This is a genomic window from Streptomyces sp. NPDC048269 (assembly GCF_040652395.1).
Taxonomy (GTDB): domain Bacteria; phylum Actinomycetota; class Actinomycetes; order Streptomycetales; family Streptomycetaceae; genus Streptomyces.
In genome coordinates this window covers 166,386-186,433 of record NZ_JBEZLW010000003.1, presented here as the reverse complement: position 1 = coordinate 186,433, position 20,048 = coordinate 166,386, and the positions used below count along the sequence as shown (strand labels likewise).

Genomic DNA, 20,048 nt, shown 5'->3' with positions numbered 1-20,048 from the left:
GCCTGAAGGCCGGCCAGCCGTTTGCGTCCGGTGGCCTCGCCTCGGAGTCCCACTTCCTGCAATCGGCCAGCTGCGTTCCAGTCCTTTGCGCGGGTGCGGTGTCAGCCATTGGGGCCATCAAGGGCTGACTGCTGCTCGGGGGTCGCTCAGCCTCTCGGCGAGCGCGGCCGCGGCCGTCTACTCATCGTGGTCGTGCAGCATCCGCATGACGGTCGCGGGCGATGGACGCCTGCTCTTCTTCGCGCCCTTGGTATGGCGCGGGAGTGTGCCCTCTGTGCAACGTGTCGGCCCCGCGGTCGCCAACGCGGGGGGCTGGGAGGGGTGCCCGCGCCGTCTCGCGCCGGAACGCGTGGGCGATGGCGCGCGCCTCGATGCCCGCCTGGCGAAGGACGCCCGTGAGGGGATTGGTGTATCCCGCGAAGTACAAGCGCGCGGCTTCGGCATGGGTCTGTGCCCCAACGGCGAGGGGTTGCCCGGCCTCATCGAGCACGCCCAGGGACCCGACCAGGCCTTCCAGGCCGGGCCGGTACCCGGTGGCGGCAATGACCGTGTCGGGTCGCAGCCGGGTGCCGTCGGCCAGCAACACGTCGGGGCCGTCGAAGGACTGGACGGCCGCGACCGGCTCCACCCGCCCGGACCGGACGGCGTCCACGAAGCCGTGGTCGAGCACCGGGTTGACCCCTTCGCGGACATTGCGGGTGTACAGGCCCGTGCGGGGCCGTGGCAGTCCCCGTGAGGTCAGGTCGGGCACCGCGAAACGTTGCGTGAGCAGGGAGGTGCGGTCGCGCCACGCGAGCGGGAGGACCTCTGTCAGCCGGCCGACCGCATGCCATCGGGCGCTGGAGCGGGGCAGGATGTTGGGTGGGGTACGGACTGCGATCCGTACCCGTTCGGCTCCGGCCCCGGCCAGGAAGCCGGCGATCTCGGTACCGCTGTTGCCGGCGCCGACCACCAGGACGTGTTGCCCGCGGTAGGGGGCCGGAGAGCGGTAGTGGGCCGAGTGCAGCAGCGTGCCGGTGAAGGTCGAACGCCCGGGCCAGTGGGGGAGGTTCGGGGTATGGCAGCGGCCGGTGGCCACCACGACCGCACCCGCGGGCACTGGGCCGTCGGGGGTGTGGACCAGCCACTGTGCTCCCGAACCGGGCTCGGCCCGTTCGATGCGCTGCACCGGGGTGCTCACCCGGACGTCGAGTCGGAGATGGGCGACGTAACGCTCCAGGTATCGCACATAGTCGTCCCGGCTCACCCACGGGCCCGCCCGGCGCGGCACCGGCAGGCCGGGGAGTTTCGAGGTGCCTGAAGTGGTGTGCAGGCTCAGATGGTCATACCGCTGCGCCCAGCTCGCTCCTACTCGGTCCGACCGTTCCAGGATCACGGTCGGCGCGCCGGAGCGGCGCAGTAGCGCGGCGGCCGCCAGGCCGTGGGCACCGGCTCCGATCACGATCGTGGGAGCGCTGAAGTCTCGCTGTGGTGTCGGGGGCATCGCCTCCTACAACGGCGGACCGCCGCTCACGTCACGCTCGTCGTGGAGACAGAGTCCCTTGGCGGCTGCTGCTGACATGGCCACCCGAATGGCCGTGTCTGCCGTTACACCGGCCGTCCGGACTCGTTGAGACCGGGCACCGGCGCGCCACCTCGCGCAGGCGAACAGGTCCGCCCAGGGCTGAGCCGTCCCGGGCCGAGCGCAGCTGATCGGCCAGGATCCGGACAATCCGGTGGGCGTAAGCCTGTGCGGCCCCGGCCTCTGCGGCGGGCTTCACCTCCGGGGCCGGCTCGCTACGCCTATCCGATCTTTCGAGGGGCTCATGTGCAGGCAGTAACGACGAGCCACCGGCCACGGCTGCGGATCAGCGGAGTCCGCAAGGCGTACGGCGGCAGGCAGGTCCTGTGCGACGTCGACCTGGATGTGCCCGCCGGGACGCTGGTAGGAGTCGTCGGCGAGAACGGGGCGGGCAAGAGCACTCTGATGCAGATCGCCGTGGGACAACTTGCACCCGACCGCGGAACAGTGACACGGACGGGTGCCGTGGGGTACTGCCCGCAGCGAGCGGTACTGAACGACGCGTTCACCGTCGGACAGCATCTGCGGTTGTTCCAGATGGCCTACCGGCTGCCGTCGCTGGAGCGCGCCGGCGAGCTGATGGAGCTGCTGGCACTGACCGGCTGCCGGCGACAGCAGGCCGGCGAGCTCAGTGGCGGAACGCGGCAGAAACTGAACCTGCTGATCGCTCTCATGCATGATCCGCAGTTGTTGGTCTTGGACGAGCCTTATCAGGGCTTCGACTGGGAGACCCATCAGCGGTTCTGGACCCTGGCCGCCGATCTGCGCGATCAGGGCCGGTCGATCATCGTGGTTTCGCATCTGCTGCACGACCTGCACCACTTCGACGCGATCGCTCATCTGCGCCAGGGGCGTCTGCACTTCGAGGAGACCAGCCGTTGAGGCTCTCCTGGACGGCATTCACCGCACTGTTGCGCTGCACTCTGCTGGGCCACCTGCGCAACCGGCTGGCCTTGTCTCTGGCGGTCGCGTTCATCCCGGTGTGGATCGCCGTGGCACGCCTGTGCACTTCGGACGAAGTGGTACGCATCTGGCTGGACGCCATCAGTGCCTCCGCCTCCGCCCGGGCCAGCCGGGTGGGCCAGGTGGCCAGTGCGCTGGGCGCCGTCACCCTGGTCGCCGGCTTCGTCACCTTCACAGAGACCTTTCAGTCCCGGCAGATGGACCGCCGTCTGCTGCTGGCCGGCTACCCCCGGCTGCCGATACTGCTGGCCAAACTTGCTGCCGTCGCCCTCACCGCCGCCCTGCTGGCCTTCTACACCACGATCCTGCTGTGGATCTCCATGCCCGTACGCCACGCAGGCCCCCTGGCGCTGGCCCTTGCAGGCGCCGGCCTCGCCTACGGGGGCATCGGCCTTCTGCTCGGCTCCCTGGTCCGCGGCGAGCTGGAGGGTTTCTTCCTCATCATCATGCTGAGCCTGGTCGACACCGGCCTGCAGAACCCCGTCTTCAACACGCTCATGGATGTGGCAGGCGTGTCCGCGCTTCCTCTGTATGGCGTGAACCAGCTGGCACTGAGCTCGGCCCTCACCTCACACATCCCCTGGTCCCACGGCCTGCTCTCCCTCACCTGGTCCGCAGCAACCGGTGCCCTGGCGCTGGTCGTCCTCCACGCCCACCGCCCCTCCTGCTCCCCGTGGTCCCACAGGACACCGGTGAAGACACCGCCTGGACAACGGGCTCGGAGCCTGGCGAAGTCACAGCGCGGCTGAGTGTTGCCGCCGAGCGAAGGCCCGGGGTTCATTCGAGCGACCTAGCCCGGGCCGCCGTGAACCGTCGTCCCCCGCAGACGGGCGGCGGACCGTTCCAGTTCACTGAGCATGAGTCCGACCGCCGGGACGGAGGGGAAGGTCTGCACGGACAGGGCCACCACCTCCCGGTGCACCGTGGGCTGCAGACGAAGCAGCCGAATCGCCGTCGACGGCGCTCCGCTCAGGGCCAGTTCCGGCAGGACGGCGACCCCCAGGCCCGCCGCGACCAGTCCGATCACGGTCGGATAGTCGTCCGTCCTGTACTCGGCGCGCGGCTCGAAACCGGCGTGCTCGCACAGCTGCACCAGATGGCGGCGACAGCGGTGGCAGCCCATGACCCAGGGCTCGTCGGCCAGTTCGGCCAGTTCCACCTGCCCACTCTCCGCGAGGCGGTGCCCTTCCGGCACCAACACGACCAGAGAGTCGGCGAGGAGCGGGCGGACCGCGAGGCCCTGCCACTCGGCCTGGGTCTTCGCGCCCGCGCCGGGGATCTCCGGGTAGCGGAAGGCCAGGGAGATGTCGCAGTCGGCATTGCGGAGGAGGTCGATGGAGCGCGGAGGAGGCGCCTCCACCAGAGAGACCTCGATGCCCGGGTGGGCGGCGCGCATCGCGGCGATGGCCGACGGTATCAGTGCCGACGTACCGCTCAGGAAGGAGGTGAGCCGGACCCGGCCGGTACGTAGCCCCGCGAACGCCGCCATCTCCTCCTCGGCCGCGTGGAGCCCGGCCAGCACTCCGGCCGAGTGGCGCACCAGGGCCGCGCCGGCCTCGGTGACCCGCACCGCACGGCTGGTGCGTATCAGAAGCGGAGTGCCCATGGCCAGTTCGAGGGACTTCATCTGCTGGCTCACGGCGGGCTGGGTACAGCTCAACTGCCGTGCCGCGGCAGCGAAAGAGCCCGTTTGCGCAACGGCGCGCAGCGTGCGGAGGTGACGCGTTTCGATCATGGGGCGAAACGTAAGCAGGAGGAATGGCAGCGAGCAACTTGCCGCTATGGCACGGGGATATGGGGCGTTATGCGCGGATAGGCCGGTGGGTACACAGGTGTTTTTGCCAAGTCTTGAACATGAGTCCCGAGGGAGGGGTTCGCATAAGAAGCCCTTTCTGTGTCCATAAGTAAGATGATCTTGAACGGGGCGCCTATCAGGGCAACTGGAGCAAACCGTCCGCGCGTTGGGACTCGCCGTCGGCTCGGCGATGCCCTCGCTTATGGCAGCCAGCAGCTTGGCTTTGGTTGCCGGGTGTGCTCGATGGCGCGTACAACGACGCCATGCACGACAAGATCGACAGCGCCGTCCACGGCTCATTCGGAGAAATACTTCAGGGATACACCGTCGGTGCGCAGGGGTTCGAGCACTTTCTCTTCACGGCACCGGTCGAGGAGCTGCGCTGCGCAGCGCAGCTGCGGCGGGCCGAGGGCCCTGGCACGCAGGCGCTCACGATCAGCCCGGCCGACCGGACCAAGGCACTCTCCGCCTTCGAAACCCTCAGCGCCGAACTGGGGTTCTCCAGCGCCGGCCTCGCCATCGACATCACGTCGAACATCCCCGTGGCCAAGGGACATGCAAGCTCGACCGCCGACATCCTGGCCGTCGCCCTGCTGTGCGTCCGGGAGGCCTACCCGGCGACCCCGGCGCCCGTGGCGCACGCGCTCGCGCTCTCCGTGGCCCGGAGGCTCGAATACGGCGACTATCTGCTGCACCCCGGAATCGCCTCCTGCGCCCAGCGGTCGCAGAACCTGATCGCGAAATACCACACGGACTTGCGATGGAGCATCGTGGGGGTGGACGAGGGCGGTTGGGTGCGCACGGAGGAATTCCACCGAGAAGTCCCGGAGGACCCGGGGAAGGCCCGCGTCTACGAGCGGCTCTTCGGCGAACTCGACGCGGCGCTCCTCGCGAATGACGGTGAGGCGGCCGCGGAAATAGCGACCCTCAGCAGCGAACTGCACAACGACCGGCTCCCCAAGAAGTCCCTGGGGGACCTCATGGCGGTCAAGGAGGAATGGGGGGCACTCGGGGTGTGCGTGGCACACAGCGGAACGGTGGCCGGACTCATCTTCTCGAGACACCAGACGGACCACGATCTTCGTGTCGCTGAATCCCGGAGGGCACTTCGTTCCCTCGGCTACGACAGCGACCTCTACACACTGAAGGAGTCGGGGCGCTCATGAGCCGCACAGTCACGACGGACTCGACGACAGAACCGGCCCACGAGCTCCCCGGACCGGTCCCGGACGGACCCGTCCCGGCCGGGGCGGAACCAGCGGCGGAGGAAACGCCGGGCAACCGGGCCCGCTCCCAGCTCATGGTGCTCCTCGCGGTCTGCTGCCTCGCCCTCGGCGGTGTCTTCGTCCGGATCAGCGAGGTGGGCCCGGTGGCCACCGGCGGATACCGTTCGCTGCTCGCCGCGCCCATGCTGCTCGGCATGTCCCTGGCGGCCGCCCGGCGCAGCCGCGTGAACGCCCTCACCCCCACTGCCTCCGGCGACGGCGCGCCCGGCGGCGCCACTCGGATCGGACGGCGGGACCAGCTCCTGATCGTCCTGGGAGGGCTGTTCCTCGCCGCCGACCTGTGCCTGTGGAACATCTCGTTCCTCTACACCTCGCTGGCCGAGGCGAACCTGCTGGCCAACCTGGTGCCGTTCATCATCGCCCCGCTCTGTTTCCTGCTCTTCGGCGACCGACTGCCCTGGCGGCTCGCCCTGCCCGCCCTGCTCGCGCTGGTCGGCCTGTACATCCTGGTCATCCTCGGGACCGGCCTGGACCCCAAGCATCTGCGCGGTGACCTCCTCGCACTGGCCACCGCCGTCTTCTACGCGCTGTTCCTCGTCGTGGCCAAGGGGCTGCGCGAACGCCACGAAGCCACCCGCATCATGGCCACGCTCAGCCTGGTCTGCGGAGTCGCCTGCTTCGGGGTGGCGGCCCTGCTCGGCGAGAGCATGTGGCCCCACAGCGTGAAGGGCTGGCTCGTGCTGATCGCCCTCGCGGTGACGTCGCAGCTGCTCGGCCAGACCCTGATGGCACACGCCGTGAAGTTCCTCCCGCTCCAGCTCGCCGCGCTCTTCGTGCTGCTGCAGCCGGTCGCCGCGGCCGTCTACGGCCTGGTCCTGTTCGACCAACGTCTCAGCCTGGTGCAAATGGCGGGCATCGGGGTGCTGCTCGTTTCGATCTTCTGGGCCAAGAACCTCCTGGAGGGCAAGAAGTGAGCCCGTCCCGCTCTTCGGTGCCGCACCACCGCGGCCCCGACCCCTACGAACTCATCGAAGAGCTCAGTCGGCTGACCACCGTGGACTGCGGCGGCTTCGAGTCGGGCGGACCGCGGTTGCGCGCGATCCACGGCAGCCCGGCCACCGAGTCCAGCTTCAAGTCGATCCTCGGCCTCGGACTGCTCCTCCTCGCCCGTGAGCAGGGATTGCTCGCCGAGGGCCAGACCGTCATCGAGTCCACCTCGGGTTCCCTCGGACTCGGCCTGGCGGTGGCCGGCCGCCTGCTCGGGCACCCTGTTCACCTCGTCAGCGACCCCGGCATCCCGGACATCACCCGACGGAAGATCGAACTGGTCGGCGGGGTGCTCCACATCGCCGGGACCCCTCATCCGGTCCTCGGCAGCCAGCAGGCCCGCGACGACCTGCTGCGGACCATCCTGTCCGAGCACCCCGACTACTACTGGACCAACCAGAACGACAGCCCGCTCAACCCGCAGGTCTACACGCGCTGGGTCGTGCCGCACCTGATGGCCGTCCTCGACTTCTCCCGGATCACCGCCGGAATCTTCTGCGTGGGCAGCGGCGGCCACTTCTCCGCGCTGTCCGCGATGCTGGAGGCCAAGGGCATCCCGTCCTACGTGGCGGACCGAGACGGTTCGATCACCTTCGGCGGCTCGCCGGCCCGGAGCATCCTGCGCGGCACAGGCAATCAGAATCGGATCCCCGCCGTGATCGACGCGGCCAGGGCCCGGGTCGCGGGCGTGTACCAGGTGTCCGACGCACAAGCCTGCGACGGCGTCCGGGAGCTGGCCGCCAGAGGGCTCAGCGTGGGCGGATCGTCCGGCGTCTGCTTCATGGGCGCGCGCCAACTCGCTGCGGACCTGGGACCGTCCGACGACGGCGAGATACTCACCTTCTTCGCCGACCGCGGCGAACTGTACGGAACCACACTGCTGAACGGAGGACGGACGGATGCTTAACCCCGCCCTGTGGAGCAAGGCTCCCGCCACGGCCCAGCTCTACCACCACGACCCGTACGCGACGACCGCGACGGCCGTCGTACTGGCGGTCGAGGGGCACCACGCGGTCTTCGACCGTTCGCTGTTCTACGCCGAGTCCGGCGGACAGGTCGCCGACCAGGGAACCGTGGACGGACGGCGAGTGGTGGACGTACAGAAGGCGGGCGGGCGGCCCTACCAGCTGCCGAACGGTGAGGTCGCCACGATCGACGCGGTGTTCTGTCACGTGTTCGAGGAACCCTGCTCGCTCGAGGTGGGAGCGGAGGTCACCATGGAGATCGACTGGGAACGCCGCTTCCGCAACATGCAGATGCACACCCTGGCGCACTTCCTGTTCCACGCCACCGGTGAGTACCTCATGGCGCACGGCCAGACGCGCTCGACCCGCGGCTGTCACATCAGCGACAGCGCCGCCCGCTTCGACTTCGGCTGTGCGATCCCCACCGAGGCCGTGCCGGAGATCCAGGAGCGCGTCCTCGCCCTCCTCGGGTCCGCCGGGGAAGCGGTCGTGACCCCCCTGCCGGGGGCCGACGACGTCTTCGTCTGGCGCTCGGGAGAGATCGAGATCCCCTGCGGCGGCACCCACGTGCGGCACCCCAAGGAGATCCGGGGCGGCATCACCGTGCGCCGCCGCACCAAGGGGAAGGGGGGCACCCGCCTCTACGTCGAGCTGGACCGCGATGCCGACTGACGACTGCCGCACGCAGGAGGGATCGCCGGTCCGAGCGGTCGCCCCGCCGCGTGCAGATGTCCCCCGGTTCATAGCGGACGCGGATGTCCTGCGCGGCCGGCGCACCCTGAAGTGGCAGGTGGGCGCGCCCGACCCGGACCGGATCTGCCTCGGCGTGGCGGAAATGGATCTGGAGATGCCGGAGTTCCTCCGGGACGCCCTCGAACGCGCCGTGCGGGACGGCGAGACGGGATACGGCCTCACCGGCGAACAGGAACAGGCCTGCGCACGCCATCTGGCGCGTGAGCACGACGCCTCCACAGCAGGGCTTCGCTGCACCACCGACATACTGACCGGGCTTCGGTCGCTCCTCCGGGACCAACTGCCGCCCGGCAGCCGGGTCATCGTGGAGACACCGGTGTACGGCGACCTGTTCACGGTGATCGAAGAGGCCGGCATGCGCCCGGTGGGCGTGCCCCTGCTGCGGGACGCGGCCGGCTACCGGCACGACTTCGGCGCACTCGCCGCTGCCGCGGCGGCCGGTGGCCGGGCCTGGATCCTGTGCCAGCCGCACAATCCGGTGGGGCGCGCCTGGGACACCGAGGAGATCGCCGCGGCGCTCTCCCTCGCCCTGGAACACGATCTGCTGCTGCTCGCGAACGAAGTGCACATGCCGCTCGGCCTCGCGAGCCAGCCGCGCTCGGTGTTCGCCGACCCCGCCGTCCACCGGGCCCGGGTCTTCGGCTTCACCTCGGCGTCCAAGGCGTTCAACATCGCCGGCCTGAAGAGCGCCACGGTCTACGCCTCGGACCGCACGGCCGGGGCGCTCGCCGGGCTGCCGCAGAGCCTGCTCGGGCGTCCCGGAAGCCTCGGCGCCATAGCCACGGTCGCCTGCTACGAGCAGGGCAGCGGATGGCTTGCCGCACTGCGTGCCGCACTCGCCGAGCGCGTGGAATCGGTCCGTATGGAACTCGCCCGGCTCCCCTTGACGGTCGACGTCGTCGCACCCGAGGCCACCTATCTGGTGTGGGCCGGATTTCACGCGCCGGGCCAGGCGGAGCGCTTCGCCGACGCCCTCGCCGCCGCCCGGGTCCACGTCCTTCCCGGAGCCGCTTTCGGGGGCGATGCCTACGCCGGGTACTTCCGGATCAACGCCGCCGGCCATCCAGCGGTCCTGGGCGAGGCGTTCGACCGGATCGGGGTGGCGCTGTCGGAGGAGGGACCCCGCCGAAGCCCACGCGGCTGAGGACCCTGCTGTCATCGGTTGGAACCCGCGCAGGACGAGCCGTTCGCCTCGTCACCAAGTGACCTGCGCGGATTCCAACCGAACAGCGATTACCCCGGACTGCGATGGACGAGCCTGCCGGCCGGGTCCGGGCGGGGTTTGCCTGATGCCGTCTCACGCGTGGGGGTCGGGGCCCTGGCCGGTCAGCGTGAAGGACGGGCCCGAAGTCATCAGTGATTGCGCCGCCCAGGTGTACTCGAGCTCGGGCAGGGCGAAGCCCTGCTCGAACCGGCAGACGCGTTCAGCCGTACGAATGGCGCCGTGGCGCACGTAGAAGGCGATGGCGCGCGTGTTGGCGCGCAGCACCTCGAGGTAGACGTCCCGCCCGGGGTGCTCCGTGACGGCCCATGCGAGAGCGTGCCGCAGCAGCCGGCCGCCGATTCCGGTACCCGTACGGCCCGGCCGGGCATGCAGGTTGTCCAGGAGGAGGCGGCCGTCGGGGCACGGGGTGAGGTACACGAACCCGGCGATCACGCCCTCCTCCACGGCCACGAACAGCCCCGCAGCCGGATCGGGCACGGTCAACCGCCCGTGCCAGAGTGCCAGTTTGTCCCCGGACAATGAGCGGCTCAGGTAGCTGTGCGGCATGATTCCCGCATAAGCCGTGCGCCAGCTGTCGGCGTGAAGAGTCGCGATCTGCTCGATGTCGCCCGGTGAACCTGCTCTGATCCGCATGGCGCCGAGCCTCGCGTATGAGCCCGGCGCTTGTCACATCGCTGCTCGGCCCCCAACTCCTTCTCGATACGGCCGCATCCATTTTCTGCAGCTGCTTGCAAAGATGCTGATCAAGCTCATAGCCTGTGACGGACCGAACTGAAATGATTCGTCAAGGAGTAAAAGTGTCCGAGAGTCACGAGCTCTTCGAGCTTCTCAAGGCCGAGAGCAAGATAGCCGGGGTACCCACTACGGCAGAGCTGTCGGCTACGTATTTTCTGGCGAAGCTGGCCGCCGAATGCGACCCGTCGGACGTCGAACACGACATCTCCCACAAGATTCCGGGAGTGGCCGTCATCGACACGCGCAGCGCGGAGTCCTACCAGGAAGCCCACATCCCCGGTGCTCTCAACCTGCCGCACCGCGACCTGTCGTCGGAGCACGTCGTGGGCCTGGACCGCGATGTCACCTACGTCACCTACGGCTTCGGGCCCGACTGCAACGCCGGCACCAAGGGTGCCGCGAAGCTCGCCGTCCTGGGTTTCCGGGTCAAGGAAATGATCGGCGGATTCGAATACTGGAAGCGTGACGGATTCCCGGTCGAATCCGGGAATCCGAACGCATCGTAACGTCAGTTCCGCGTTCCCCGGGGATCCCCCGGGGGACGCGTTTCCATTGCGGCGAGGAACGGCGCGGAGAATTTATTGGAGTCGATGGCGGACTCGGTTATCAGAATTCCGTCGAGCGCCCTGTCCGTGGCGTCCGAAGAATGTGCGTAGCCGAGGATCAGGCAGGGATCGTTCAAGGCCGTGAGGCTCAGTACGAGATCCGCTTCGTCGCAGCCGGTCGGGTCGGCGAAATCCTGTGAGGGGACCGCCGTGAACCCCATGTTGACCTTGAACGAGAAGAGCCCGGCCTGGGTCAGGTGGCCGTACAGATTCGGCTCGTCCCCGAGCGTTGCCCAGGTGTACCCCTTGCGCCGTGCGGTCTGCATGGCCGAGAAGTAGAGGGTGCGGGCCAGGCTCGACTTCCGCCAGGACTCGCTCACGGCCGAGAAGCGGATGCGGATCGCGTCCTCCTCCGGGCATTCCAGCACCAGGCAGCCGCCCACGATCTCGTCACCGTCGAAGGCGAAGTGCGCGAAGTACTTCTGGGGTCCGTGCAGCACGGCCTCCCGGTGCCGCCGGGCGTACGGGACGCCGAACTGCATGCCGGCCACCCGCTCTTCGTAGAGCGTGAGGAACCGGTCCAGTGTCTCCGCGTCGACCTGGTCCTGCACGACCTCCCGCAGTGATCCGGCGGCCCTGCGCTGCGCTCGCCGTATGTCCTGGCGGGACTTGTTGTCCAGGCGGGCGAGGAACTGCTCCTCGTCGGATTCGAGCCGGGCGAGCCAAGTGAGCATCTCCGGCTTGCGTATGAACCCGCGGGCGATGAGGTCGTCCCAGACGTCGGCCGGCGGCTTGAGCATTCTGACCACGTCGATGTGCTGGTCCGACGACAGCCAGGGCTCCGCGGTCAGATCGGTGGCTTCGATCAGGGCAACGGAGAGTCCGTGCTCATCGATCATCTTCATGCTGTGTCCTCGGATGTCTGCGCCTCGCTTCCGGACGCGACGGAAGCATCGTTCTTCCTCCACCAGTCCTGGCCGCTCTGGGGGAGGGTCGGGATCGGATCATAGAACGGGTAGGCCTGTTGGGCGGCTGAGGGGTCGCTGATCTCAAGAGGGGTACGGTAGTTCTTCGTCCAGTACGAGATGCCGCGTTCGCGGTCGTACGAGTCCACCTGGTCGATCCAGCGCTTCCCGACGAACGGGACGTCGCAGACGATGCGCGGGGTGGCGAATCCGGGCAGGTAGCCCATCATTCCGCGCTGCAGCGCCTGCGCCTCCCACACGGCCACCCGCCAGTGCTCGCTGTTCGGGATCATGTCGCAGAGGTAGAAGTAGTAGGGCATGATGCCCGCTCCGTCGAGCAGGGCGAAGCTCAGGTCGAGGAGGGCCTCGACGGAGTCGTTGACTCCGCGCATGAGGACGCCCTGGTTGCGCACATCGCGGACGCCCGCCTCGAACAGCGCGGTGGTGGCACGGGCCACGGCCGGGGTGACGGACTGGGCCGAGTTGGCGTGCGTGTGCACCGAAATCTGGACGCCCCGCTGGCGGGCCTTCGCGCACACCGACGCCAGTCCGTCGAGGAGGTCCTTCTGCAGCCAGTGCTGCGGGAGTCCGACGAGACCCTTGGTCGCGAGCCTGATGTCGCGGATGCTCGGGATGTCCAGCAGCGCGTAGAGGAAGGCCTCCAGCCGGGGCCACGGCACGTTGGCCACGTCCCCGCCGGACACCACGACATCGCGGATGCTCTGGCTGGACCTCAGGAATTCCAGCATCCGCTCGAGGCGGTCGTTCGGCTTGAGTTCCAGGCGGAGCTTGGTGATCTGGGGGGTCGAGTTGCCGACCAGGTCCATGCGGGTGCAGTGCCCGCAGTACTGGGGGCAGGTGGCGACCAACTCTGCCAGGACCTTCGTGGGGTAACGGTGGGTCAGTCCCTCGACGGCCCACATCTCGGCCTCGTGCAGGGAGTCGCGGCTCGCGAACGGGTGCGAGGGCCATTCGGCGTGCCGGTCGCTGTAGACCGGCAGCATGTAGCGGCGCACCGGATCCGCGTACAGCCGCTCGGTGTAGCCCGAGTCGCCCGGGGCCAGGTCCGCCACCATGGTGTTCACCATCTGAGGCGTGATCAGCATGGACATGGTGGCCCGGTCGCTCTGGTCCCGCGTGAGGTCGGCCACGAACGACGGGTCGAGCCGTTGGCCGAAAACAGACTCGAGCTGACGGATGTTCTTGATGCAGTTGGACCGCTGCCATTGAGCCGAGGCCCATTCGTCGGCAGTTACGTCGGCCCATCCCGGAAACCTCGACCAGTCCGGTTCCGCCAGTGGCCGAAATGTGTACTCGTATGGCTGGGGCGCTCGCACCGCATTCGGTGAATCTATCGATGAATGCGGAAGATGGTCCGAATTGATCTGAATCTTCATGCTATGCAGACCCAACGCTCAAGGCAGCCCAGGAGCCAGTCCTGCGACGCTCAGTGACAGTCTCAACAGGGAGCGACTTCGCTAACGTGAACCTCCAGTAAATGAGCCCGTAGCTTCCGCCCCTGACGTGATCGCCCCCATCTCTACCTGAGAGTAATGATGTCGATCAAGACTTGACCTGCCGCTTTGGATGCGTTAATGCTGCAGACATAAAACAAACGGAGTGAATGCTACCGCCCACTATTCGGCAAGATGTCCGACTTATTGTGATTGTTACTCCCGTCCACGTGGTGGACATTTTTCATGAGCAACCGTGAGTATGTCGCTTGACAGTCCATGATCCCGGACCTGTAGGTTCGTGATCGCGGAGGGGGGAGAGAGTCTGCTCCGTTCCTTCCCCGCCGGTATCGGAGAAAGCCGCAGAAAAGGACATACCTTGGCAATCAAGTGGGCCGACCAGCATGATTTTCAGGCTCTTCTGAAGCGCTCTGAGGTCGAAGACAAGCCCGTACTACTGGACCTTCATTCGCCGGAGTGTTCAGGCTGTACCGGCCATGACCGGAGTATCTATTCCGACCCCGAGATAGCTCGGGACATTATGGAATACACGCTTCCGGTACGTGTGGTCACGACCAACCCGGACCGCGCCAGCACCGACATCATCAACAACCACATCTTCATCTGGTCGCCGACCGTGCAGTTGGTCGCACCCGACCAGACCCGCTACCACGAGTGGAACGGCGCCCCGCGGCGTACCCGGCTCTCCGTCGGCTACCAGTCCGTCTTCCACGACACCGCCGGTCACCTGACCCCCGAGTCGTTCCGGGCCCAGCTGCTGGTCGGACGCGGCAAGGCGGCCCTCCGCAAGAAGAAGTACGGGGAGGCGATCCGTCTCTTCGACGAGGCGATCACGCGTCACCCCCACGACCGGGTCACCGTCGAGGAGGCCGAGCGCTGGCGCAAGGTCGCCGGCGAGAGCGGCACGATCGAGACCTCGTGGGACATGCGGCAGCAGGTCACGACGTCTCCGCTCGCCGCCGCGGTGGAGCGCTTCGCGCAGACCGTGGCCGCCCTGCCGGACAGCGTCCTCATGAAGGACTGGATCGGCAAGCCGGGTCCGGGCGACTGGCAGTGGTACTCCGACTGCCTGCGTGAGGTCGTGCTCCAGGGCTACCAGGAGCTGTGCGACTTCGCCGTCGTCGCCGAGCGCGAACGTGCCAAGCACGGGCCGGAGTTCAACGACACGCACCGCCTGCTGGGCCAGCACCGCTTCGCGTACCGCGAGTTCCAGTCGCTCTTCGTCGGCGTGCCCGACTCGCTCCTGGACAAGACTCCGCTGCGCTCCGAGCGGTCGATCCGCGAGAACCTCGCACACGTGATCATGGCCGAGTGGTGGGCGTACCGGCCGCAGATCCTGCACGCGCTGGAACGCGGTCGCGCGGGCCTGTCGCCGGAGGTCGTGCCGGCCACCGACACCGTGGCCGAGCACGGCGAACCGCTGGGCAGCCACGAGAGCCTGCACGAGCTCCTCGCCCTGTACGAGCGCCTTCACCTGCGGAACACCCAGGACTACTCGGGCATCACCGAGAACGAACTGGGCATCAGGTCCGCCTGGTGGGAGCTCGGTCCGGTCGAGCTGCGGTTCCGCCTCAAGCGGTACATCTGGCACCCGCGGGACCACGCCGTCTCGATCGACAAGATCCTCGACGCCTCCGGTCACCGCCACACGGCCAACCACCGCTTCGCATCACGCCTGTTCAGCGGTCTGGGCACGGCCGAAGCGGCACTCGTCGGTGCCGACGGCTTCATGTCGGACCGGGTGGACGCCCTCACGGCCACGATCAACGAGCGTGCTGACGAGGCCGTGCGGCTGCTGAGCCAGGTCGCCGCGGTCTGATCACCGGTCAAACGGGTCCGGTCCCGCACCCACGGACTGCGGGACCGGGTCCAGCTCCAGACTCGAGGAATCATTCATGAGAGCCTTCTGGCTGCTTACGGGAGCCTCCGCGGTCTCCACGGTAGGCAACACATTTCTCTACATAGCAATACCGTGGGCTCTCCTGGAGTCGACCGACTCGAGCCTGCTCGCGGTCCTCAGCGTTGCCGCACAGACCGCGCCGTACCTCGCGGCGCCGTTCCTCGGCACGTTCATCGACCGCTACGACCGCCGAGTCCTGTTCGCAGGCGGCGAGCTGGTTCAGGGCGCCTCCGTCGCGATCATCCCGCTCCTCCTCGCCTATCACCAGGTCGCGGCGGTTTTCGTATCGCTCTTCGTCCTCGGCCTGGCCAACGTGATCTCGGACGTCGCCGGCGACTACGGCCTCATCCCCGCCCTCGTCCCACGCGACCGCCTGGACAAGGCGTCGAGCCAGTTCACCTCGATCCTCCTGGTCGCCCGCTTCGTGGGTCCGGCCCTGGCCGGTTTCACCATCGCGGCCGTGGGAACCACGTGGGCGCTCGAGATCGACGCCGCGACGTTCCTCCTCACGGCCTTCGTCGTCGTCTTCATGCCGAAGGCCGAGCCCCAAACGGTCACCGCGTCCCTCACCACGATGCTCAAGGAGGGGATCGCGTACTTCCGCGCCAGGCCTGACCTGCGCAGACTGACCATGGCGGTCGCGCTGTACAACCTGGGCGCGGGCGCGTTGGAACCCACCCTCCTCACGGTCGGCGGGGACCACTGGAACTGGTCCCCCACCGCGCTCGGTGTCGCGGTCTCGTGCGGAGCCGTGGCCGCCGCGCTCGGCGCCTGGCTCAGTCCGCGTGCCCTGGTCGGTGACAACCGCCGACGACAGGTCACCCTGTGGCTGGGCGTCGCGGCGGTCGGTTCGCTGGGCCTGCTCGTGAGCGCCCCCCTCGCGGTGGTCGTCGGATTCTGCATCCTGTGCCTGGGTGAGGGAGGCGTCAACGCGGCGACCATGGCCTACCGGCAGCAGGAGATCCCTGACGAACTGTCCGGCCGGGTCAACGCGGTGATCCGTACGTTCATCACCGGCGCAGTGCCGGTCTCGGCCCTGCTGCTGGGCCTCACCGCAAACCTGTCCGGGTCGCTGCAGGTGTTCTTCCCGGTGACCATCACCGCCCTCCTGGCCGTCTGTGTCTGGGCGTTCGCACGAGGCGGAGCGGGACAGAAGCCCGCACCGGACCTGATTTCCGCAACCGACACGAGGGCTGGGGCATGAAGAGGGTATTGCTGATCAACACCAGCTCGGAGCCCGCAGCCCGCTTGATGCAGGAGCGCGCCGGCATCCAGCTGTCGGTGATCACCACACCGGGCTATCGGCGCTTCTACGCGGACGACGCGGACGTCGTGGTCGTCGACAGCGTCGAGGACCTCACCAAGGTCCGCCACGCAGCCCTGGAGATCCGCAGGCGCAACCCGTTCGAGTACGTGGTCTCGCCCTCGGAGCTGAGCCTTCAGGCGGGCGGATACATCCGTTCCTACTTCGGCCTGCCCGGCGCGGGGTACGAGGTCGCCAACGCCTTTTCCAACAAACACGTGATGAAGCAGCGCCTCGCCGAGGCCGGGCTGCCGGTGGCCCGCTTCCAGCAGTTGAGCCAGTTCACCGATGCCTCCGAGGCGGCGCGGACGCTCGGCTGGCCGGTCGCCGTCAAACCCGCCATCGGTGGCGGTTCCGAGGACGTCTTCGTCCTCCGGGACGAGGCGCAGGTCCAGGACCTGGCCACCGCGGAGCTCACCGCCCAGCTCCGGGAGTCTCCGTACCCCATGCTGGCCGAGGAGTTCATCGACATCGAGGCGGAATTCCACTGCGACGCCGTCGTCGTGGGTGGACAGGTCCACTTCGCCGCCGTCTCCCGGTACTTCACCCCCGTCCTCAAGAGTGTCGGCGCGCTCGTCGGCTCGTACACCCTGCCCGGCGGCCACCCGGATGCCATCGCCGTCGCCGAGCAGCACGCGGCCGCGGTCAAGGCCCTCGGCCTCAGCGACGGGGTGACCCACCTGGAGGTCCTCAAGTGCTCCCGGGGATACCTGATCGGTGAGGTGGCCTGCCGCCCGGGCGGTGGCGGCATCGCCGAACAGCTTCTGCACCAGTACGGCGTCGACATCTGGATGGAGTTCCTCGCCACCTCCCTCGACGACCCGGTCACGGGCGTCCAACTGGAGCCCGAGGACCACCTCATCCAGTACATGCTGCCGCGCCCGCCCGGCACCATCACGCACATCAGCACCGCCGAGGAGCTGCTCGAGGTGCCCGGTGTCGTCCACGCCGATGTCCGGGCCACGACGGGGGACACCGAGACGGGCGTGGTCCACTCGGCGACCTTCGCGGGCCTGGTACTGGTGAGGGCCGGTTCCGAGGAACAGGTCCAGCAGCGCATCGCCGCGGTCGGCGCGCACTACAAGATCGACGTACACACCGAGGAAGGCTGAACGTGGCAGGCAGCGAAGTAGCAGTACTCGGCATCGGTGCGGGCCCCGCCAACCTCGCGTTGGCGGTCGCCCTGGAGGAACTGGCCCCCGAACTGGCGGGCGAGACGCTCCTCGTGGAACAGAGCGAGGGCACGGTGTGGCAGCGGGGCCTGCTGATCCCCTGGGCGCAGAGCCAGGTCTCCTTCCTCAAGGACCTCGCCACGTTGCGCAACCCCCGCTCGCGCTTCACCTTCGTCAACTACCTGCACGAGACGGGCCGGCTCGACGATTTCATGAGCCTGGGAACCTTCACCCCGTACCGCAGTGAGATATCGGACTACCTGCAGTGGGTGGTCGCCTCCCTGGAGCGGGTGCGGGTCCAGTACAACCGCCGGGCGGTACGCGTGGACCCCGTACGCGACGAGTCGGGCGCGCTCTCCCGCTGGGACGTCCACTTCTCCGACGGCTCACAGGTCAGGGCCCGCCATCTCGTGGTGGCGGGCGGCCGGGACCCGCGGGTACCGGAGGTCTTCCAGGGGCTCCCGGCCGAACGGGTCGTCCACAGCAGCGAATACTCCGTACGGATCGCGGAGCTGCCCAGGGACGTCCCGCAGCGGATCGCCGTCATCGGCGGTGCCCAGAGCGCCGTCGAGATGGTGCAGGCGGTCCGGCAGGACGTGCCGAACTGCTCCCCGGTCCTCGTGGTCCGCGGCATCGGACTCACTCCGTACGTGTCGTCCAAGTTCACCAGCCGCTTCTACTCCGCGGCCGCCTCCGAGGAGTTCTTCGAGCTGGGCACGGAGGGACGCGAACTCGTCCTCTCGGAAATGGCGCGCAGCAACTACTCGGGCGTCACGCCCGAACTGCTCGACAGCCTCTACCACCAGATGTACCGCGACCGGCTGGACGGGAAGGAAGCCCTGCGCATCCTCACCGCCACCGACGTCGTCTCGGCCGTCGAGGAAGAGGACTGCGCCGTACTGACCCTGCGCGACCGCCGTACCGGTCTGGAATCGGAGCTGCGCTGCGACCATGTCCTCCTGGGCACCGGCTACGAACCGTCCATGCCCGCCGGCGTGCGGCGTCTCGGGGACGAACTGGGCCTGACGGAACTCGAGGTCACGCGCAACTACCGGGTCAGGACGGCCAAGGGTGACGACGGGCCCGCCGACAGCGCTCGCCTGTACCTGCAGGGTGTCAACGAAACCACCCACGGCATCGCGGACTCCCTGCTCAGCACCATGGCGACCCGCGCGGCGGACATCGTTACGGACCTGGTCTCCGCGTCGGGCGAATAGATCATGGACGTTGCACAGCTGCGCGTGCAGACACCGGGTTGTGCGGAATCCGCCTACTTCGACAACGCGGGTTCCGCACTTCCCGCGGAACGGGTCACCAGGACCGTCATCGACCATCTGCTCCTGGAGCAACGGGTCGGCGGCTACGTCGCCGCGGACGCCGCCGCGGGCCGGCTGGACGCGGTCTACACCTCCGTGGCCCGTCTGATCAACGCGAAGCCACATGAGATCGCCCTGGTGGAGAACGCGACACGCGCATGGGACATGGCTTTCTACGCCATCCCGTTCAAGCCGGGTGACCGCATCCTCACGTCACGCAGCGAGTACCCGAGCAACGCCCTCGCCTTCCTCCAGGCACGCGAGCGCTTCGGGGTCGAGGTCGAGGCCGTCCCCGACGACGGGAACGGGCAGCTCTGTCTCGACGCCCTGGCCGAACGGCTCGGCCAGGGCGGGGTCCGGCTCGTGGCCGTCAACCATGCGCCGACCTACGACGGCCTGGTGAACCCGGCGGCCGAAATCGGAGAGCTGGCCGCCCGCGCGGGCGCCCTCTACCTGCTGGACGCCTGCCAGTCGGTCGGCCAGCTGCCGGTGGACGTCAGGCGTATCGGCTGCCACCTGCTCTCGGCGACCGGGCGCAAGTATCTGCGGGCACCCCGCGGCACGGGCTTCCTGTACGTGTCCGAGGAGGTGGTGGACCAACTGGACCCGCCGCTCCTCGATCTGCGGGCGGCCACCTGGACCGGTCCTGAGTCCTTCGAGTTGAAGGCGGATGCGAAGCGCTTCGAGACCTGGGAGCGCAACGTGGCGGGGCTGCTCGGACTGGGAGCCGCGGTCGACGACGTCCTCGACCTCGGCATCGAGGCGGTTCGGGAGCGGATCGCGCTGCTGTCGGACAGCCTGCGGTTCGGTCTCTCCCGCCTGCCGGGGGTGACGGTCTGCGACCGCGGCGCGGTCCGCAGCGGCATCGTGACGTTCGTCAAGGACGGCTGGAGCGCGGAGGACCTCGTCGCCAGGCTGCGGGAGGAAGGCGTGACCACCGACTTCTCCCTGCCGTCCCGAGCCCGGTTCGACACCCGGCCCGACAAGCCCGCGGTCGTCGTCCGAGCGTCGGTCCACTACTACAACACCCTTGCCGAGCAGGAACAACTCATCAACGCGGTCGCCGGTTTCTGAACCGACGGACCGCCATGGAGCCCCCACC

Annotated in this window: 17 protein-coding genes and 1 pseudogene; 13 read left to right on the top strand and 5 right to left on the bottom strand. The window is 68.3% G+C overall.

Features of this window, described 5'->3' with window-relative positions; genetic code table 11:
- Positions 1-181 precede the first annotated feature (181 nt).
- Complete coding sequence (locus tag AB0D48_RS04845) at positions 182-1,483, bottom strand: NAD(P)/FAD-dependent oxidoreductase (protein ID WP_362390803.1); 1,302 nt, start codon at positions 1,481-1,483, stop codon at positions 182-184.
- 324 nt (positions 1,484-1,807) lie between these two features.
- Between AB0D48_RS04845 and AB0D48_RS04840 the strand changes: the two genes are divergently transcribed.
- Complete coding sequence (locus tag AB0D48_RS04840; RefSeq protein ID WP_362390801.1) at positions 1,808-2,443, top strand: ABC transporter ATP-binding protein; 636 nt, start codon at positions 1,808-1,810, stop codon at positions 2,441-2,443.
- Positions 2,440-3,273, top strand: a complete 834-nt coding sequence (locus AB0D48_RS04835; protein WP_362390799.1) for a hypothetical protein — start codon at positions 2,440-2,442, stop codon at positions 3,271-3,273. The genes AB0D48_RS04840 and AB0D48_RS04835 overlap by 4 nt, the downstream gene beginning before the upstream one ends.
- 41 nt (positions 3,274-3,314) lie before the next feature.
- Here the strand turns inward: AB0D48_RS04835 and AB0D48_RS04830 are convergent, their stop codons facing one another.
- Positions 3,315-4,259, bottom strand: coding sequence for a LysR family transcriptional regulator (locus tag AB0D48_RS04830; protein WP_362390797.1), 945 nt, complete (start codon positions 4,257-4,259; stop codon positions 3,315-3,317).
- A 323-nt stretch (positions 4,260-4,582) separates the two neighbouring features.
- Between AB0D48_RS04830 and AB0D48_RS04825 the strand changes: the two genes are divergently transcribed.
- The 5 genes from AB0D48_RS04825 to AB0D48_RS04805 are packed head-to-tail and all read left to right on the top strand — an operon-like array spanning position 4,583 to position 9,454.
- Entirely contained in the window at positions 4,583-5,485 is a 903-nt protein-coding gene (locus tag AB0D48_RS04825; RefSeq protein ID WP_362390795.1) for a hypothetical protein, read from the top strand.
- Entirely contained in the window at positions 5,482-6,519 is a 1,038-nt protein-coding gene (locus AB0D48_RS04820) for a DMT family transporter (RefSeq protein ID WP_362390793.1), read from the top strand. Before AB0D48_RS04825 ends, AB0D48_RS04820 begins: the two co-directional genes overlap by 4 nt.
- Entirely contained in the window at positions 6,516-7,499 is a 984-nt protein-coding gene (locus AB0D48_RS04815; RefSeq protein ID WP_362390791.1) for a pyridoxal-phosphate dependent enzyme, read from the top strand. Before AB0D48_RS04820 ends, AB0D48_RS04815 begins: the two co-directional genes overlap by 4 nt.
- Entirely contained in the window at positions 7,492-8,229 is a 738-nt protein-coding gene (locus AB0D48_RS04810; protein WP_362390789.1) for an alanyl-tRNA editing protein, read from the top strand. The genes AB0D48_RS04815 and AB0D48_RS04810 overlap by 8 nt, the downstream gene beginning before the upstream one ends.
- Positions 8,219-9,454: an aminotransferase class I/II-fold pyridoxal phosphate-dependent enzyme gene (locus tag AB0D48_RS04805; protein WP_362390787.1), complete on the top strand. Its 1,236-nt coding sequence runs from the start codon at positions 8,219-8,221 to the stop codon at positions 9,452-9,454. The genes AB0D48_RS04810 and AB0D48_RS04805 overlap by 11 nt, the downstream gene beginning before the upstream one ends.
- A gap of 153 nt (positions 9,455-9,607) precedes the next feature.
- Here the strand turns inward: AB0D48_RS04805 and AB0D48_RS04800 are convergent, their stop codons facing one another.
- Positions 9,608-10,168 carry a GNAT family N-acetyltransferase gene (locus tag AB0D48_RS04800; protein ID WP_362390785.1) on the bottom strand — a complete coding sequence of 187 codons (561 nt, stop codon included), beginning with the start codon at positions 10,166-10,168 and terminating at the stop codon, positions 9,608-9,610.
- 164 nt (positions 10,169-10,332) lie between these two features.
- On the opposite strand from AB0D48_RS04800, the gene AB0D48_RS04795 reads away from it, so the two are divergent.
- Entirely contained in the window at positions 10,333-10,776 is a 444-nt protein-coding gene (locus tag AB0D48_RS04795) for a rhodanese-like domain-containing protein (RefSeq protein ID WP_362390783.1), read from the top strand.
- A gap of 2 nt (positions 10,777-10,778) precedes the next feature.
- On the opposite strand, the gene AB0D48_RS04790 is transcribed toward AB0D48_RS04795, so the two are convergent.
- Together AB0D48_RS04790 and AB0D48_RS04785 are read right to left on the bottom strand one after the other, a co-directional pair.
- On the bottom strand, positions 10,779-11,720 hold the full coding sequence (locus AB0D48_RS04790; protein ID WP_362390781.1) for a GNAT family N-acetyltransferase: 942 nt from the start codon (positions 11,718-11,720) through the stop codon (positions 10,779-10,781).
- The gene (locus tag AB0D48_RS04785) at positions 11,717-12,931 is read right to left on the bottom strand and encodes a lysine 2,3-aminomutase (protein WP_362390779.1); all 1,215 of its coding nucleotides are present in this window, start codon (positions 12,929-12,931) and stop codon (positions 11,717-11,719) included. The genes AB0D48_RS04790 and AB0D48_RS04785 overlap by 4 nt, the downstream gene beginning before the upstream one ends.
- Before the next feature lie 868 nt (positions 12,932-13,799).
- On the opposite strand from AB0D48_RS04785, the gene AB0D48_RS04780 reads away from it, so the two are divergent.
- The 5 genes and pseudogenes from AB0D48_RS04780 to AB0D48_RS04760 all read left to right on the top strand — a co-directional run bounded on the left by AB0D48_RS04780 (position 13,800) and on the right by AB0D48_RS04760 (position 20,020).
- Positions 13,800-15,074, top strand: a complete 1,275-nt coding sequence (locus AB0D48_RS04780; RefSeq protein ID WP_362390777.1) for a DinB family protein — start codon at positions 13,800-13,802, stop codon at positions 15,072-15,074.
- Between the two features lie 73 nt (positions 15,075-15,147).
- Positions 15,148-16,359, top strand: a pseudogene (locus AB0D48_RS04775) (MFS transporter); the annotation flags it as partial.
- A complete protein-coding gene (locus AB0D48_RS04770) occupies positions 16,356-17,570 on the top strand; it encodes an ATP-grasp domain-containing protein (protein WP_362390775.1) in 1,215 nt (404 codons plus the stop codon). The pseudogene AB0D48_RS04775 and the gene AB0D48_RS04770, both read left to right, overlap by 4 nt.
- Before the next feature lie 2 nt (positions 17,571-17,572).
- Positions 17,573-18,847: a SidA/IucD/PvdA family monooxygenase gene (locus AB0D48_RS04765; protein ID WP_362390773.1), complete on the top strand. Its 1,275-nt coding sequence runs from the start codon at positions 17,573-17,575 to the stop codon at positions 18,845-18,847.
- Between the two features lie 3 nt (positions 18,848-18,850).
- A complete protein-coding gene (locus AB0D48_RS04760; protein WP_362390772.1) occupies positions 18,851-20,020 on the top strand; it encodes an aminotransferase class V-fold PLP-dependent enzyme in 1,170 nt (389 codons plus the stop codon).
- Positions 20,021-20,048: the final 28 nt, after the last annotated feature.

Bases quoted from the DNA above. Each gene is read 5' to 3' on its own strand.
- AB0D48_RS04770 (WP_362390775.1), top strand. From the start codon at position 16,356: ATGAAGAGGGTATTGCTGATCAACACCAGCTCGGAGCCCGCAGCCCGC.
- AB0D48_RS04760 (WP_362390772.1), top strand. From the start codon at position 18,851: ATGGACGTTGCACAGCTGCGCGTGCAGACACCGGGTTGTGCGGAATCC.
- AB0D48_RS04810 (WP_362390789.1), top strand. From the start codon at position 7,492: ATGCTTAACCCCGCCCTGTGGAGCAAGGCTCCCGCCACGGCCCAGCTC.
- AB0D48_RS04805 (WP_362390787.1), top strand. From the start codon at position 8,219: ATGCCGACTGACGACTGCCGCACGCAGGAGGGATCGCCGGTCCGAGCG.
- AB0D48_RS04845 (WP_362390803.1), bottom strand. From the start codon at position 1,483: ATGCCCCCGACACCACAGCGAGACTTCAGCGCTCCCACGATCGTGATC.
- AB0D48_RS04830 (WP_362390797.1), bottom strand. From the start codon at position 4,259: ATGATCGAAACGCGTCACCTCCGCACGCTGCGCGCCGTTGCGCAAACG.
- AB0D48_RS04800 (WP_362390785.1), bottom strand. From the start codon at position 10,168: ATGCGGATCAGAGCAGGTTCACCGGGCGACATCGAGCAGATCGCGACT.
- AB0D48_RS04790 (WP_362390781.1), bottom strand. From the start codon at position 11,720: ATGAAGATGATCGATGAGCACGGACTCTCCGTTGCCCTGATCGAAGCC.
- AB0D48_RS04820 (WP_362390793.1), top strand. From the start codon at position 5,482: ATGAGCCGCACAGTCACGACGGACTCGACGACAGAACCGGCCCACGAG.
- AB0D48_RS04825 (WP_362390795.1), top strand. From the start codon at position 4,583: ATGCACGACAAGATCGACAGCGCCGTCCACGGCTCATTCGGAGAAATA.